The organism is Listeria marthii (assembly GCF_014227425.1).
GTDB classification, from domain to species: Bacteria; Bacillota; Bacilli; order Lactobacillales; family Listeriaceae; genus Listeria; species Listeria marthii.
Window position 1 is genome coordinate 274,101 of sequence record NZ_JAASWB010000002.1, and the last position, 16,823, is coordinate 290,923.

Sequence of the window (16,823 nt, forward strand, 5' to 3'; positions counted from 1 at the left end):
GTTTAAAACTAGGATTTTAACGATATTCAAGCTGTTTTATTAGCGCTTTATCATTTTTATGTGAGAAAATAAAGTATGTTGTTAAAGACTACAGGAGGCTTGCTTATGACATTTTGGCAGGATATGATGAATTTCTTTTCTTATGATAACTTAATGTATTGGCTAAGTGAATATCGGAATTTAGGTCCACTTTTAGCTTTTTTCTTACCATTTATTGAAGCGTTTTTACCATTTTTACCATTTATAGTATTCGTTGTAGTTAATGTAAATGCCTACGGACTACTTGGCGGTTTTTTAATATCAGTGACAGCAGCAATTGCAGGTAGTTTATGTGTATTCTTGCTCGCACGGAAATTTGGGCAGACACGATTTTTACGATTTATTTCGGGTCATAAACAAATCAAACGTGTAATGGAATGGATTGATAGACATGGTTTTAGTCCGATTTTCATTTTACTTGTAATGCCTTTTACACCATCTTCAGCCGTAAATATCGTTGCAGGTCTCTCTAAAATAAAAGTATATCAATTTATATTAGCGCTTGTTGGTGGGAAATTAATTAAAGTTTTTGCGATTAGCTATATCGGCTATGATTTCGTCGACTTAATTCACCAACCGCTTAAACTGGCCATCTTAGCTCTTTCCGTCGTCATTTTATGGTTTGTCGGAAAACGGCTGGAACGTTGGATGTCAGGAAAAAATCTCAAATAAAAAAACGGAAAACACGCCTTATGCGTGCTTTCCGTTTTTTTTAATAAAGTAAATCTAAAAATTCCTCTTTTGTGATATTACCAAAGTATTCTTTAACGTCTATATCCGCTAAAGCCTCGGCCAAAGCTTCCCGTTTGTAAGTTGTATTGATTAATTTCTCCTCAATATCCGTTACATTCTTCACGCCGAAAAAGTCTCCGAAAATCTTGATATCGGTAATAATCCCTTTTTGCACATTTAAGCGAACATCCACTGCGCCAACTGGGAAACGTTTGGTGCGCGTTAGGTCGAATTTTGGTGATTTCCCATAATTCCAATCCCAATTGCCATAACGTTTAGCAGAAATTTCGTGGATTTTTTCCCAATCCGCCGCAGTCAATTTGTATTCTTTCAAATCTTCTACTTTATCCACACCAAAAATGTAAAGTAATAGTAAATCGCGGAATTCCTCGGTTGTCATTTCTTGATCCATAAAATCAGAAATATTTGCTACACGGCTACGAACGGACTTAATACCTTTTGATTCGATTTTATCTTTCCGTGGTTTTAGCGATGCCACAACGTTATCTATGTTCAAATCGTACATCAATGTCCCGTGTGAGAACATTTTGCCTTTTGTTGCAAATTGGGCATTTCCAGACACTTTGAAGCCATCAATCAACAAATCATTGCGCCCTTTTAGTTCCGCATTGACGCCTAAACGTTTAAGAGCTTCCACAATCGGTTGGGTGAATTTCGCGAAATTATGGAACGAATCTCCGTCATCTTCTGTGATAAAACTGAAATTCAAGTTTCCTTCATCATGATAAACTGCGCCACCACCGGAAAGTCTGCGCACAACAATAATGTCATTTTTTTCAACATATTCCGTATCAATTTCTTCTACAGTATTTTGATTGCGCCCAATAATAATCGAAGGCTTGTTGATGTAGAACAACAGAACCGGCTCATCTAGCTTCAATTCCGTTAAAATAAACTCCTCCACAGCCAAATTAATACGAGGATCTTTTTCATTATTATTATCTACAAAATACATACCCCTACCCCTTTTCTTCTATATTAAAATGTTTTCGTCAAACCTTTTGATGCAAGCGTGATTTCTCCAGTGTAAATGGCTGCTGCTTCTTGCTTCAATACTTCTAAATCGCCAACTTCGGGTAAATGGCTTAGTAGTAATGATTTCACACTAGCTTCTTTGGCAATTTTCGCGACTTCTGTGCTTGCCATATGGACTTTCGTTTTCCCCGCTAAATCATGGAAAAAATTCGTGTCGGTTACTAATAAATCTGCGCCCTCCGCAAAAGGAATAAAGCTATCTTGATAAGCGCTATCTGCGGTGTATACGAAAACTTTCCCGCCAGCTTCAATTCGCATTGCATAACAAGGCACCGGATGAACTGTTTTTAAGAAAGTTACTTTAAACGGTCCAATTTCCAGTGTGTCGTCCGCTTTATACTCGATTGCTTTTGTTACGCCTGCCATTTCTAAAAAAGAATAGCCGCGTTTATCTTCTTTATGCCCATAAATCGGCAAGACTGGCGGTTTTTCCTTTTTTTGTGATAATAGTCGAATGTGTTGCAAAATCCCTACGTCTGCTACATGATCTGGATGGTAATGAGAAATAATTGCCGCATCAATATCATCAGGATCAATATAGTTTTGCATAATCGAAACAGCACTTGCTCCGACGTCAATTAATAGCTTAAATCCAGCTTCTTCTAGTAAATAACTCGATGTTCCTTCATTTGCTACCGGATAGCCACCCCAATGTCCAAAAACGGTTAGTTTCATCACTGCACTTCCTTTCTCAAAGTAAACCTCATGTCTATGATACAACATTTACAATAAAAGGAGAAATCATCCAGAAAAAATGCTACACTAAGAAAGCACCTTTTTAAATTTACAGATGAGGATGATCAACTATTGAATTATTTTAAAAAGTCCGGCCTATGTTTACTCATTATCGCGCTTTCCGTCAGCTTACTTGCTGGTTGTGGTAGTGATAAAAAAGAAAATTCCGCAACCGATAACGGCCTATACACCAAAGAAGAATTAGTAAAGTATAACGATTATGTAAAACTAAGTAACGCTATTAATTATGATTTTGTAAACGCAAGAGCGAACTATTTAAAAAGTTATTCTGATGAAAATGGCAATTTTAAAATACCGAGCAATAACGATTTCTTAACACCTATTAGAAATCCTGCTGGAACAGCCAATGCTATTATCGCTATGGAAGATTCCGTGAGTAAAGCACCATCACTTCCAATGGATAAAAATTTTGAAAAACTTTCCAACGAAATAACTAATGAAATCCACATACTTAATGAATTACAAACTTACTTCACTTCTAAAAGTTATTTGGATGATAATTATGCAAAAGCTGCCACACTCCATAAAGAATTAACTACTTCCATCCAAAATTCGAATAAAGAAATACAATCATTTAATGAAGCAATGCAAAAACTAAACACCGCGCAACAAGATTTTGCAGCGAAAGAAATGGAAAAATCTGGCAGTCTGACGTGCCTTGCCTTAAATAATTTTATTTCTGCTAGTGAAAAGCTGGTCGCAGAACTTCGCAACCAACAAATAAATGCAACTAACGTAACGGAGCTAGATATTGCAGCTTACGAAAAGCAATATAGCCATTTAACAAAAACTTATGAGGCATTCATCAAAGCAAGTACAGATGAAGCGCAACTAGAAAAAGAAAAATTAACGAGTAATGACCTTGTTTTCTTAGTAAAAAAAGTGACAAGCACAAAAGCAGAAGCTACGTTAATACTCGACCGCGCGAAAAAGAAACAAGCCATACCTGAAGATGAGCTAAAAAATCCTATCTTTATTGAAACAATAGAAGGAACGCCAGAAAAATTAATAAAGGAATACAATAGTCTAATAAGTGATTATAATGGTTCGCTTTCTTTCCATAAAAAATATCCCCACAGAATAAATTCTGTGGGGATTATTTTTATTTACTAGGGAAGTATTTATCCTCTAGTTCTTTTGTTAGTTTTTCGGTTTTCTCTAGTTCACCAACGACAACAAATCGTTTCGTTGTTTCGGTTGGCTTATCACATGTAATCAGTGTCACTCTAGCGTCTTTTGTATTGTCAATAACGCTTACTTCTGTTTCATCAATTGTTTTTGTTTCAGTGACTTTGTATTCATATAAGTTCTCAAGATCTGTTAGATAAATCTTGTCGCCTTGTTTGACTTTCATGATTGGGCCGAATAACATCGACTCATTACGCATATGATGTCCCGCGAGCGGATAATTCCCTTTACCCATAGCTTGATCAGAACGCATAGTTGTTGCACCTGCAAGCAAGTTAGCTGTATTTGTTCCTTTGAATACTAGTAGGCTCACGTCTACAGATGGAACGGAAATCGCGCCGACAACTGCATCTTTGTCATAATTCGCTGCGCCTTGAAGAACGGACGTCATTGATGGTAGTTGCACACTTTCAAAATCAAATGTAGCGTCTTTTTTATTATTTTTCTTTATATCTGATGCATTATATTGCTCGATTGTTTCATGACCACTCATGTATTTCACGATACCGTTTTTGATGAATGGGGAAAAAATTAATAGTAACCCGATGATTAAAATAATTATTGCGATTGTTTTCTTTAACATATAATTCCTCCTTGTAACTATTTCATTATATAGTAGCTCTCCCTTTGAAGCAAAGAAAATCAGTAACTTGCTTAAAGTATTTTCTTCACCTGTGACAAAATTGTAAAATTACTCCCAAACCCGGGACAAAATGCTACTTTTTCGTTGGGCAGAAATATATGGGCTTCCTTTGGCGGTGAATCTTAGAGGGAAATGAGTTGCCATTCCTTTATTAGGTACCCCGATTCGATTAGTTGCTTCTATTATATGCGGTGTTTTTGCCTCTTCTAGCCAAATGTTACTATCAAAAAGAGTTTTCCCGTAATCTTGCATACTTAATCCTAATGCTTGCGTTAATTTTCCAGGGCCGTTTGTTAGTTCACGACCAGTTTTTCCGTGGCGATGGCATTCCATTTGTGCAAGTGACTCTTCGTCAGGTTCTATTGCACGAATTAGAATGGCTTCTGGGATACCTTTTTGCATGGTGATGAAATTAAGTAAGACTTGGCGATGCATTTGGTACATATAGATGGTGCCGGGCGACTCAAACATCACTTCTGTTCGTTTTGTTCGAAGGTTTTGGAAACTATGTGCCGCCATGTCGGTTACTCCGAGGTAAGCTTCTATTTCTACAATCAAGCCAGACAGTTTGCCATTACTTGTTTGATGCACGAGACGCATGCCAATAATATCCCTTGCAAGTTCAATTGTCGTCTTCCTTTCGAAAAAATCTTTCGTAATAATTGACTTCATTTTCTACCTCAATGTTTTCTTTTTATTTTAGCAGAATTCTATTCCAAATGGTTCTTTTTTGACTAGTTATATCCGCCTATTTCCGAATAAATCCGACTTCAGACGGATAGGTTATAGCTTGCCTTTTATTAATCTTGTGTTAGAATTATGTTAAAGTGGGTGCTGTATGACATTGTTTTTTTACATAGTACAGCTGCTTTTTTCATTTCAGGAAAACAACAAATAAAACGAGTAAATAGTGTGTAGGAGAGGTGTTTCATGAAGGATTGGAAAATAAAAATCCAAACGTTTTTAAGCAAGAATTATGGATTTTTTGTTCTAGCCGTCATTCTTTATTGGCTAAAAACGTATATTGCATATCAACTTGAATTTAAACTTGGCATAGAAAATCTTATGCAGCAAATTTTGCTGTTCATTAATCCATTAAGCGGGGCCATTTTCTTTATCGGTCTTGCCCTTTTTGCTAAAGGACGTCGTTCATTCATTTGGATTATCGTTATTGACTTTTTAATGAGTTTCATTCTTTACGCAAATATTGTTTATTATCGATTCTTTAGTGATTTTATTACGCTACCGAATCTAAACGCAAAACAAATGCAAAACATGGGCGACATGGGAAGTAGTATCACAGCGTTACTCAGCTGGCACGATATTATTTACTTCGCGGATATTATTATTTTAATTGCACTACTTGCTTTCCGCTTTGTAAAACCAGACAAAACTGCCCGTATTCGTGCGAGAAAAGTTGTTGGTGTTCTAACGCTTGGTATCGCGATGTTCTTTGGTAACTTAGGACTTGCAGAAATTGATCGTCCACAACTGTTAACAAGAACTTTTGATAGAAATTATATTGTTAAATATCTTGGTATGACTAACTACCAAATCTATGACGCAGTAAAAAGTACCGAATCATCTACGCAGCGTGCACTTGCTGATAGTAGTGATGTTACCGAAGTTTTAAACTATACTAAATCCAAATACGCCGCGCCAAATCCGGAATATTTCGGTAAAGCGAAAGGCAAAAACGTGATTTACATTCACTTAGAAAGTTTCCAACAGTTCCTAGTGAATTACAAACTAAATGGAGAAGAAGTAACGCCGTTTATTAACTCTTTCTTTAAAGACCAGAATACGCTAAGCTTTACAAACTTCTTCCACCAAACTGGTCAAGGTAAAACAGCTGACTCTGAGATGTTACTTGAGAACTCGCTTTACGGCTTGCCTCAAGGTTCTGCCTTTACTACTAAAGGGCAAAATACGTATGAATCTGCATCAGCTATTTTAGGTCAACAAGGTTATACGAGTGCTGTGTTCCACGGTAACTATAAGAGCTTCTGGAATCGTGATGAAATTTATAAACAATTTGGTTACGATAAATTCTTTGATGCTAGTTACTACGATATGAACGAAGCAGATGTTTCTAACTATGGCCTTAAAGATAAACCATTCTTTAAAGAATCCGAAGAATATCTATCGTCCTTACAACAGCCGTTCTATACGAAATTTATTACATTAACGAACCACTTTCCATATCCAATTGATGAAAAAGATGCTACGATTGCTCCGGCAACGACTGGCGATTCATCTGTAGATACGTATTTCCAAACAGCTCGTTATTTAGACGAATCTGTTAAGAGCTTTGTTGATTACTTGAAGAAATCTGGCCTTTACGATAACTCAGTCATTATCATGTACGGAGACCACTATGGTATTTCCGACAACCATGAAGAAGCAATGACGAAAATTCTTGGTAAAGATTACAACACTTTTGAAAATGCTCAAGCGCAGCGTGTTCCACTAATGATTCACGTTCCTGGGGTTCAAGGTGGCGTTCAAGAACAATACGGTGGTCAAGTTGACTTACTACCGACACTACTTCACTTACTTGGTGTTGATAACAAAGAGTACTTGCAATTTGGTACAGATTTACTTTCTAAAGATCACAAACAACTGGTTCCATTCCGAAATGGTGATTATATAACCCCTACTTACTCGATGATTGGTGGTAACATGTATAATCAAAAAACAGGTGAACCAATTGCTACTGAAACACAGGAAATGAAAGAAACAAAAGAAAAAGTTGCGAAAGAATTAGAGCTTTCCGATTCTGTACTACAAGGCGACTTGTTACGTTTCTATGCTCCTGATGGTTTCCAAAAAGTAGATCCAAGTAAATACAACTACAATAAGAAAAAATCAACTGATTCAACGAATAAATAAAAAAAATGAGTCCAGAATATCTGGACTCATTTTTTATTTGGCTAATCCTCGCATAATATACGAAACGGTATCATCAATTTCTTTTGGGTCATCCCAATTAGCATCTGGCATAACAACAAATCTAGTTAGCATAAAACCAACTATATTAGTAATAAGCGCCCGCATAATCGTGCTATTTGGCATATCTACTATTTCGCCACGTTCTTTATAAAAGTCAATCATTTGGTCAAATTGCCCTTTTACATGGGTCATAAAAATTTCCGAAAATTGCACTCTCAGTTCATCATGATAAAACAACTCCATAAAGTAAATTTTGATGACCTTGCCATTTTCTTTAGCAAACTCAAAACGATTCACGATAATTTCACGAATAAACGACTGAAAATCCGGATATTCACTTTCAAAAACTTCTTTTACAAAGCTTTGGGCTAAAAATGGTATCACTCCACCAATGAGCGTAGGCATCGTGATTGCCATTAATAAATCTTTTTTCGTTTTATAATGTCTAAAAATGGTTCCTTCAGCGACTCCTGCTTTTTTAGCAATTTCATTCGTTGAAGTTCCAGCGTAGCCTTTTTCAGCAAATAGTTCGATGGAAGCCGCAACAATTCGGCGCTGCTTTTCACTCATTTTGGTTTCTTTTTCCGTTAAATCAAGCATTTGACGGATGATATCTCCTTCTGCATCCACGTGGTATCTCTTCCTTTCCAGTTAAACTTTCCGATATTTTTTTAAAGCAAAAATATTTAATACGACGAATACGAGAACAAATCCGAGTAAAATGTAGAAATCATTCGCAAACGCTGCAAATCCTTCTCCTTTTACCATGATGGACGTTAATGCATTGGCGCCGTAATATAGTGGCATAATGTGCGCGATCCAAACGAGCCAATCTGCCATGCCGTCGAGCGGGAAAATCCCACAAAATAGCACTTGTGGCACAATAACGATTGGAATAAACTGAACGATTTGGAATTCATTATTCGCAAAGGTTGATAGTAAAATTCCTAGTGCTAGCGAAACCATTCCGAGTGTCAAGGTAATTAGCAAAACGTAGAATAACGAGCCGTTTTGCATCATGCCGAGTACTTGAATGGAAAATACGGCGACTAAAATGGACTGTAGTAAGGCAAAAATTCCAAAGCCGATTAAATATCCTAGTTCTAATTCAATCCGTTTAATTGGTGTTGCCATCAGTCGCTCCAGCGTGCCAGTTGTTCTTTCACGTAAGAACGAAATTCCAGCGATTAAAAAGACAAAGAAGAATACGAAAAAGCCAATGAAGATGGGACTAATGGTATCAAAAAAGCTTGTGTCTTTATCCCCGTAAACGTAATCGGTTGAAATGGTTAGTTTTTCTGGGCTTTGTGTAAGGGCCGGGATAGTACTTGGATCGATTCCAGCTTTAGCGAGTGCTTCTCCGGTTGCTTTTGCTTGATTTTTTACTTGTGTTTGCTGCTCGGCCATCAATGCTTTTTGTAGTTTTAAGCCGATTTCTTTGCTTAGGCTTGGTTCACTATTTTCATAGGTTACTTCGATTTTCTCGCCACTTTGTTGGAAAAAGGCATCGAGGTCGGCATCTTTAATTTTAGCTGTTGCATCGGTATTGTCTGGGTATGTTTTAATGGTTAGATCATTTGCTTTTAGTTCTTGAACCATGGAATCAGTTAGTCCACTTACGCCAACGACTGGCTTCACTGTATCGCCTTCAAATAAATAAGTGAGCAGTGTGATTAGTAAGAGTGGCGCGAGAAACATTAAAGCGAGTGTGCGTTTGTCACGACGAAATTGGTTGACGATTCGTTTGACGATAGCAAGTATTCGCATTAGTTCTTCCCTCCAAACTCTAAAAAGGCATCTTCTAGTTTACCAGACGAAGTTTTGCTTGAGAGCTCCTGTGGGGTCCCTACGGCAATTATTTTTCCGTTTCTAACCATTGCAAGTCGGTCACATTTTTCGGCCTCATCCATCACGTGTGTCGTTACAAGGATACATTTGCCGTTTGCTTTCAAGTCTGCTAGTTCTTCCCAAATGGTTTTTCTTAGCTCTGGATCAATTCCAACTGTCGGCTCATCTAGAATAAGGACGTCAGGATCTGCAAGTACAGAAATAGCTAAAGAGAGCCTCCGCTTCATCCCTCCCGAATAATTGGTTACCTTTTTGGTTAAGTCTTGTTGTAAATTAACGAGATTGGCTGCATAGTTCATGCGCTCTTTCTTGGCCGCACCTTTAATAGAATAAAGTGAAGCAAAAAAATCTAAGTTTTCTTTGGCGGTTAAATCGGTGTAGAGTGCATCTGATTGGGCCATGTAGCCAATTTTGCTAATGACGGGCAGATTAGGCATTACTTTTCCTAGTACTTCGGTTTGGCCGCTTGTGGCTTTTTCCATGCCGATGATTGTTTTGACGAGCGTGGTTTTGCCAGCACCGGATGGACCGATTAAGCCGAATATTTCCCCTTTTTCTATTTCGAGTGACATATCAGATAAAATTTGTTTCTTGCCGATTTTCACGTCTAAATTCGTTACATTAATCGCTATTTCTGACATTGCTTTCCCTCCTTTTCCTAAATGAGTGATTACTCACTTCTCATTGTACTCCGATTTTCTCTAATGTAAAGAAAAAACCGAACGCAGCAAGAAGTTTCCTTCTTTCTGCATTCGGTTATTTGCGTAAATAAATATCTGAAATGAGGTGATCTGTACCTTTGTGAAGCACTAGATCCGCTCGGTATTTTGTTTTCTCGATGTTTTCTTTTAAGTTGACTCCGTTGATTGTATCCCAAACACCCAGTGCAAAAGTTTCGGCTTCTTGTTTGCTGATTTTGGTATATGGATGGAAATAGGAGCTTTTGTCTTGGAAAGCTGTTTCGCGAAGCATGAAGAAACGTTCTAAGTACCATTTCTTAATGTCCGCTTCATTGGCATCCATGTAAACGGAGAAATCAAAGAAGTCACTTGGGAATAAACTTTCATGTTGGTCGGCTTGAAGGACGTTGATTCCTTCAATAATCACGATATCCGGATTATGCATCATCCGCGTTTCTTCTAAAACATCATAGGTGAAATGCGAATAAAGTGGCACTTCGACGTCTTCTTTATTCGCTTTTAGGTCGGTTAAAAACTTGGCAAAACGGTCACGGTCATAGCTTTCTGGAAAGCCTTTTTTGTCCATGATGCCGCGCTCTTCTAAGACTTTATTTGGGTAGAGAAAGCCATCTGTTGTTACAAGCTCAACTTGTCTCGTTTTGGAGAACCAGCGATCGAGCATTAATTTGAAAACCCGCGCGGTTGTGCTTTTCCCAACAGCTACACTTCCTGCTAATGCGATGATAAATGGTGCACGCGATTCTTTTTTCTTTAAGTATTCCATTTTTTCGCCATGAATAAAAATCGCTTCATGGTATTGAATCGCAATTAGTTTTATTAGTGGTAAATAGATTTCAGAGATATCTTGTAAAGAAATTCGGTCATTTAAACCACGTATTTCTTCTAGTTCCTCTGCAGTTAATATTTGGTCCTTACTCACTTCCAGCTTGCGCCATTCTTCTCGTTGGAAATGAAAGTAGTGGTTGTAATCATTCATTCAATGTTCCATCCTTTAATTCATTCGTGAAAACGTAAACAGCTTTATTTAAGGATAACGCAAGCTGCATAAATCCGCAAGTAGCGATTTAATATTTACGATAGACATAAACTGATTTTGGTTTTGCTACTTCTTTATAGCTTTCTACTTGCACAGATGGAATATTCATTTTGAAAGGTGAATAGTATTCTTGGGTGATGGTTCCTTTTACGGAAAGCCATGTATCATTTTTCAAATCGGTTTTTTCGGGCATTTGAACGAGCATTCCGAACACACCTGAATCCGCGACACAGTGAATAATTCCAAAACGGAACAAGAACAGGTTATTATCTTTGGTGACATCATCATTATAAACAAACCCCGTAAATTCGATTTGTTTGCCTGTAAACTCGCCTGGATAATTGTAGAGAATTTCCATCGTCATTAAATAATTACTGTCATTGACTTTGATTGGATTTTGGTCGATGATTTCGGCTTTCTCTTTCGCCATCATTTTTTCATAATCGGTTTCTCCAAAATAGCCACTCGTATCTGGTCTTAAAAACTGATTTTGAGCGTATGGGTCATCTCCAGCCGCGTTGTTTTTTGGGAAATGAAATCCTTTAGCCGAAACGATTGTTGAATCAAGGGTTGCGACTGGAAAAAGGAAACCAGCGATTAAGGCGTAGGAAAGTAAACCGTACACCATGATCTTTTTCCAAATCGTATTTTCGCCGTCATGGGTATGCCCCATATGTTCTGTTTTCGCGCCAATATCTTCATCGCGAAAAACCATAATTAGCTGAATAATCGCAAGTAAAAATGCGGCAATCATTGCGGAAAAAGATAAATAAGCGTATTTCATATTAATATATTTACTGATATCACCAGAAATATGTAACTGCATCAAATAAAAACCAAATCCAAATAAAATAAATACGCGAAACATCTGCTCACCTACTTTCGGTTAAATTACTAGGGCGTATAAAAAGACGACAATCGTTACACTAGTAACAATTAATAAGACAAATTTTGCTTTAAATGCTCCTAACATCATCATTAAATTTTTAATATCGAGCATCGGGCCAAACACTAAAAATGCAACGATGGATTGTGTGGAGAATACGCTTCGGAAAGAGGCGCCAATAAAGGCATCTGCTTCGGAGCATAGTGATAATACAAAGGCAAGAACCATCATGAGTAAGATGGATAAAATCGGACCGTGCCCAATGGAAACGAGTGTGGATGTTTTAATATATGTTTGCATCGCAGCGGCAATTAATGCTCCGAAAACGAGGTATTTGCCGACTGAAAAGAATTCGTCCACGGCATGTTGTACGGTATGCCAGATTTTTTGGCTTAATGTCATTTTTGCATGTGTGTGCTCTTCGCCGTGATGATGGTGCGCATGGTCTGTATGCGCTACTTCTGCGGGAGCCACTTCAGTTGTTAATACTTGAAAATTAGTTGTGGTACTTTCTGTGGGGCCGCCAGAAAGTGCTAGGTTTCCAGCTGGAACAGCGACTTTTTCACTGGCTGCTTCATATTTTAAAAAGCGATCTTTCAAGCCTGTTCCTTTATAAAAATAAGCAATAATATTTCCGACAACGAGCGCTACGACTAAGCTTCCGGCAACACGTAACAGCGGAACTTCCCACGTACTTCCAAAGGCAACATAGGTGGAAAATAAGACTACTGGATTAATAATCGGCGCTGTGAGCATGAAGGCAATTCCGGCGTGTAGCGGCACACCTTTTGCAAGTAAATTACGAACGATAGGAACAATTCCACATTCGCAGGAAGGGAAAAATATACCAATAAACGAGCCGACAATAACGGCTAAAAATTTGTTTTTCGGGATAACTCGGGCAATGAATTGTTCTGATATAAACATTTGAATAAAGCCAGCAATAAAAACACCAATTAACACAAACGGCAGTGCCTCAATCAAAATCGAAATAAAAATGGTATTCATTTGTAGGAATGAATCCGGTAGATGACTAAACATGGGATTCCTTCTTTCTGTACTCTTTTTAATAACTATTTGATTCTAAGCCTATCTTTTGCAGAAATCAAGTAAAAGATAAATGACTATATTTTTTATTTTGCTTGAATAAAAAGACAACAATTTAACTAAATTGTTGTCTTTTTGTGATAATTTCTTGATAATCTTGTTCAAGCTTAGCCTTTTCTGCGGGCTTTAAATTCGGCTGCATGAGCTTGGCTGCAATTTCTGACATGCGCATTTCTAAAATTAATTTATCTTCTTCTGTGATTCGACTTGGTGCTTTGCTTTCTTCATATTCTGCAAACGTCATGCGGTGGAACGTCATTTCGTTATTCTCGATGACGAGTAATTCCTCTGCAACTTGCTTTACAAAGGTTCTGTCATGGGAAACAAACAAGACGGTTCCACTAAACTGCTTGATTAAAGTTTCTAGAGCCTCCATTGCATAAATATCCAAGTAATTGGTCGGTTCATCGAGAATCAAGAAATTGGCATCACTGACAAGGAGCATGCTAAGAAATAGCTTTACGCGTTCCCCACCAGAGAGCATGCTTACTTTTTTAGGCAAGTCGCTTTCTTTGAAATGCATACTGCCAAGTACTTCTCGGTTTACTTGTTTGGTTTGGACGCTTCTATCTGTGATGTTTTCTAAAAGTGTTTTTGTTAAATCTAACCCTTTCAGTTCTTGGTCAAAATAGGCAATTTTTGCTTGAGAATTGCATATGAGCGCTGGATTTTCTTGAATTATTTCTTTTAAAAAAGTGGTTTTCCCGCTTGCGTTTTCACCGATAAGTGCTACTTTGTCACCCGCTTTGATTGAAAAGGCGTTTGTTTCAAAGAGTTTGCGTCCAGCGACTTCGTAGGTTGTTTCTTTCGCGCTTAGTATTGTATTTCCTTTTTTGATTAAGCGATTTTCTGGGGTGATGATTTTAATCGGCTTTGTCGTATGTGGTTTTTCGACGTTACCGAGCCGTTCGATTCGCTTATCTAACGCTTTGATCGTGCTATGTTGTTTCTTTTGTTGTGTGCCTTTTCCGGCTTTAAAGGCGCTGGCTTCTTTATTATTTAGGCGTTTTCCTGGTTTAACAATCCGTCCCGCTTCGATTTCGTGATAGTTTTGGGATGCTTCTAGCTGTTTCTTTTTGTTTTTAAATTCTTTGTAGGCAAGTTCCGCTTGGTTTTCTTGTTGCTCTTTTTGTTCTAAATAGGCTTGATAATTTCCTTTGTAGATGTGGATATTTTGATTTTTAATTTCCCATATTTCCGTGCAAAGTGCGTTTAAAAAGGCGCGGTCATGCGAGATAATTAGTAGCGCACCGTGAAAATCGCTCCACTGGCGTTCTAAATGTTTTACACTATCGACATCTAGATTACTCGTTGGTTCGTCTGCTAGGAGAACACTTGGATTTTGACGCATCGCATGTTGGATAGCTTTTCTTGTTTTTTCGCCGCCGCTTTTGGTGCTTTTTTCGCTAGGCAGTTGTTTAATATAAGCGAGTTTGCCATGTGTTGTTATGTTGCCTGATGTGGCTTCACTCTCGCCAGCGATTACTTCCATGAGTGTCGTTTTTCCAAGGCCGTTTTGACCGATGATACCGATTCTTGCTTTTTTGTGGACGAGTAAATGAGGAATTTCAACTAAAGTTCTGTCCCCTACTTCTATTTTTAATTGATTAATTTCGATTATAGACATAAAAAATAACCTCCTGAATATTTTCAGAGAGGAATTCGCGAAGCTACGCCAAAAAAGGCTTAGAGCTAGAGTTATCATGCGAAATGAACATACGAATCCCGTCCGAAAAAATAGTTTCTACCCAACAATTGGATAGCTTTCTTCATTTTTTCATATAGTACAGGATTAGAATTTCATCGGCTTAAGATAACACTCCTTTTCGTTTGATGGTTCCATTATAGCGCAATTTGATGGTTACTTCAACCAAAATAAGCCGTGTACACTAAATACACGGCCGCGTTTGTAACCATTTATTCACTTTCTTCGATCATCATTTTTAGTTTTTGGATGAACTCTTTGAAGCTTTCCGCCATGGATAATCGTTTGGCATTGATTGGTTCGGAAACGATTTCCACAAATTTCTCGAAAAAGTCGTTGAACTCAGTTGCGTCTTTTTTGCTAATGGCGACGAGGGCGATTATTTTCACTTTCACATCGTTCCAGTATATTGGTTCTTGTAGCGTCATTATTGAAACGCCGCTCCGGAGTGCATCATTTTTAATCGAGTGAGGGATAGCAATGCCTGACGGGAAACTGGTTGGTGCCATTTGTTCTCTTTTTTCCACTTTTTCTTTAAAATCGCTTGTGACGAAAGTTTGTTTTTCCATTTTAGAAATCATTTGTTCTCTGATTTTTGCGGGTGTGAGTTCTGAGGGGTCGATTTGGTTGGAATAGAGCGAACGGACGATGTAGTGATCGATTTGTTGTCCGAGTATGTTATTTTCGAGTATTTTTTTCTTTGTACGAATGCGGCTCGTAATTTTTTTGATGTCTTTTGTTGTTAGTAGTGGATGAATGAAAATCGAGCCTGCTTTTTCGAGGGCGACGTCTCGGTTAGTTGTCAAAATGATATCGAAATCTTCTTCGTATGCTTCGTTTTCCATCACTCTTATTGTTGCTTCATTTTCGAATAAGGATTGTAGTTTTTTCAGCATATTGGTTTTTAAATCGTGATAATCATCGACCAAAATGCCGATTTCTAGGCGGATATTATCGCGGTTTTCGCTTTCTAAAAAAGAACCAATATGCAGCGCGATAAAGGAAATTTCGTCTTCGTTAAAGTCAATTGCTAGCTTTTCTTGTAACAAAGAGGAAATGTAAACAGCGATATCAAAAGTTACTGGATAAGACGTTTTAATATCAAGCAAACTTAAATTTCTGGTATAGGCCTTGTAGCGCGAACGATAGTATAAGCTTTGAATATGAATAGCTAGTTTGATAAAAAGCTGCTCATTTTGGAGGTCAATCAGGTAGGTTTCTTCCACATTCGTGAGGACAATTTTAAGTGCTTCAATGATTTTTTTATCGACAAATTGGTCTAATTCGGCTTGATTGGCGTTGGCGGATTGTTCATTTTGTAAGCCGACATAAAGTAGCCCTAATTGTTTTGTTTCTGCTTCTGAAAAATGAATTTGGTATTCTTCGGAAAGAATGTCAGCAATTTTTTTCGAGATTTCGTATTCTTTGGACTGTTTACGGATGAGTGATTTTTGTGTTTCGATGAGGGTGTTTCCTTGTTGAATTCGAACGATACTGATTGCGTAATGCAGAACAATATTCATCATCGAGTATTGATTGGTTGTAATTGATTCGTTTGCTAGGACTTCTTTTACAATGCTTTGTAGTTTGTCGATGGAAACAAATTCAATCATTTCTTGGATGTGGTTTTTGATGCTCTCGCGGTAGCCGCCTTCTTCATACAGTAAGGAAATCATGTATTTTCTTTTGGCGCGTTCTTTGCCGATTAGTTTTACTTGGTTTTTATCGATGACGATTTGGACATCTGCTTCTTTCAGTTCATTTTTTAATTGTTGGATGTCTTTTTTTAAAGTGACTTCTGAAATAAATAGAATATCTGCGAGGTCGAATAAATCAACGCCTTTTGTAGAGTTTTTAATTAATGCTAGTAAAAGTTTGGACTTTCGTTCTGCGGCATCACTTTCTGTTGGAACGTCCAAATGGATACTAGGATTAATTTGATAGCCTTGTTTGGCGGATTTGATTAAACTCGGTGTTGCTTCGTTTATTTTGTAAATATTATTGCGAATGGTGCGTGTTGTACATCCGCAAAAATCTGCTAACTCATTGGAGGTAACCCACTTATTTTCTTGTTTATGCAAATAAGCTAGTATTTCTTTTTGCGTATCCATTTCCTGTTCCCCCTATATACCGAAAGCCAGTTGTATTAGCTATCAACTACTACAACTGGCGCT

Annotated in this window: 15 protein-coding genes; 3 read left to right on the forward strand and 12 right to left on the reverse strand. The window is 37.6% G+C overall.

Translation table 11 applies throughout. The features are described 5' to 3' along the window. Nucleotides 1-105: 105 nt before the first annotated feature. Nucleotides 106-711, forward strand: coding sequence for a TVP38/TMEM64 family protein (locus HCJ55_RS04155; protein ID WP_008947315.1), 606 nt, complete (start codon nucleotides 106-108; stop codon nucleotides 709-711). Between the two features lie 40 nt (nucleotides 712-751). Here HCJ55_RS04155 and lplA1 read toward each other — a convergent pair whose 3' ends face one another. Together lplA1 and HCJ55_RS04165 are read right to left on the reverse strand one after the other, a co-directional pair. Further along, a complete protein-coding gene (gene lplA1 / locus HCJ55_RS04160; protein ID WP_185517142.1) occupies nucleotides 752-1,747 on the reverse strand; it encodes a lipoate protein ligase LplA1 in 996 nt (331 codons plus the stop codon). Between the two features lie 23 nt (nucleotides 1,748-1,770). Further along, entirely contained in the window at nucleotides 1,771-2,502 is a 732-nt protein-coding gene (locus HCJ55_RS04165; RefSeq protein ID WP_185517144.1) for an MBL fold metallo-hydrolase, read from the reverse strand. Between the two features lie 132 nt (nucleotides 2,503-2,634). On the opposite strand from HCJ55_RS04165, the gene HCJ55_RS04170 reads away from it, so the two are divergent. Continuing rightward, on the forward strand, nucleotides 2,635-3,696 hold the full coding sequence (locus HCJ55_RS04170; RefSeq protein WP_185517146.1) for a DUF3829 domain-containing protein: 1,062 nt from the start codon (nucleotides 2,635-2,637) through the stop codon (nucleotides 3,694-3,696). Here HCJ55_RS04170 and HCJ55_RS04175 read toward each other — a convergent pair. Beyond that, nucleotides 3,686-4,354, reverse strand: a complete 669-nt coding sequence (locus HCJ55_RS04175) for a class A sortase (RefSeq protein ID WP_008947311.1) — start codon at nucleotides 4,352-4,354, stop codon at nucleotides 3,686-3,688. The genes HCJ55_RS04170 and HCJ55_RS04175 overlap by 11 nt on opposite strands. Nucleotides 4,355-4,462: 108 nt before the next feature. Continuing rightward, on the reverse strand, nucleotides 4,463-5,086 hold the full coding sequence (locus HCJ55_RS04180; RefSeq protein ID WP_185517148.1) for a DNA-3-methyladenine glycosylase: 624 nt from the start codon (nucleotides 5,084-5,086) through the stop codon (nucleotides 4,463-4,465). 258 nt (nucleotides 5,087-5,344) lie between these two features. On the opposite strand from HCJ55_RS04180, the gene ltaS reads away from it, so the two are divergent. Then, the gene (gene ltaS / locus HCJ55_RS04185; RefSeq protein ID WP_008947309.1) at nucleotides 5,345-7,306 is read left to right on the forward strand and encodes a lipoteichoic acid synthase LtaS; all 1,962 of its coding nucleotides are present in this window, start codon (nucleotides 5,345-5,347) and stop codon (nucleotides 7,304-7,306) included. A gap of 33 nt (nucleotides 7,307-7,339) precedes the next feature. On the opposite strand, the gene HCJ55_RS04190 is transcribed toward ltaS, so the two are convergent. From HCJ55_RS04190 to HCJ55_RS04225, 8 genes are all read right to left on the reverse strand, one after another. Then, nucleotides 7,340-7,996 carry a TetR/AcrR family transcriptional regulator gene (locus HCJ55_RS04190; RefSeq protein WP_185480220.1) on the reverse strand — a complete coding sequence of 219 codons (657 nt, stop codon included), beginning with the start codon at nucleotides 7,994-7,996 and terminating at the stop codon, nucleotides 7,340-7,342. Between the two features lie 21 nt (nucleotides 7,997-8,017). Continuing rightward, nucleotides 8,018-9,133, reverse strand: coding sequence for an ABC transporter permease (locus HCJ55_RS04195; RefSeq protein ID WP_008947307.1), 1,116 nt, complete (start codon nucleotides 9,131-9,133; stop codon nucleotides 8,018-8,020). Then, on the reverse strand, nucleotides 9,133-9,855 hold the full coding sequence (locus HCJ55_RS04200) for an ABC transporter ATP-binding protein (protein WP_185517150.1): 723 nt from the start codon (nucleotides 9,853-9,855) through the stop codon (nucleotides 9,133-9,135). The genes HCJ55_RS04195 and HCJ55_RS04200 overlap by 1 nt, the downstream gene beginning before the upstream one ends. 115 nt (nucleotides 9,856-9,970) lie before the next feature. Next, complete coding sequence (coaA, locus tag HCJ55_RS04205; RefSeq protein ID WP_185503783.1) at nucleotides 9,971-10,891, reverse strand: type I pantothenate kinase; 921 nt, start codon at nucleotides 10,889-10,891, stop codon at nucleotides 9,971-9,973. 88 nt (nucleotides 10,892-10,979) lie between these two features. Beyond that, complete coding sequence (locus HCJ55_RS04210; protein WP_008947304.1) at nucleotides 10,980-11,819, reverse strand: TIGR03943 family putative permease subunit; 840 nt, start codon at nucleotides 11,817-11,819, stop codon at nucleotides 10,980-10,982. Nucleotides 11,820-11,837: 18 nt separating this feature from the next. After that, complete coding sequence (locus tag HCJ55_RS04215; protein ID WP_185517152.1) at nucleotides 11,838-12,878, reverse strand: permease; 1,041 nt, start codon at nucleotides 12,876-12,878, stop codon at nucleotides 11,838-11,840. Nucleotides 12,879-12,999: 121 nt separating this feature from the next. Beyond that, nucleotides 13,000-14,571: a Vga family ABC-F type ribosomal protection protein gene (locus tag HCJ55_RS04220; protein WP_185502490.1), complete on the reverse strand. Its 1,572-nt coding sequence runs from the start codon at nucleotides 14,569-14,571 to the stop codon at nucleotides 13,000-13,002. 290 nt (nucleotides 14,572-14,861) lie between these two features. Beyond that, on the reverse strand, nucleotides 14,862-16,760 hold the full coding sequence (locus HCJ55_RS04225) for a BglG family transcription antiterminator (protein ID WP_185517154.1): 1,899 nt from the start codon (nucleotides 16,758-16,760) through the stop codon (nucleotides 14,862-14,864). Between the last annotated feature and the right edge of the window lie 63 nt (nucleotides 16,761-16,823).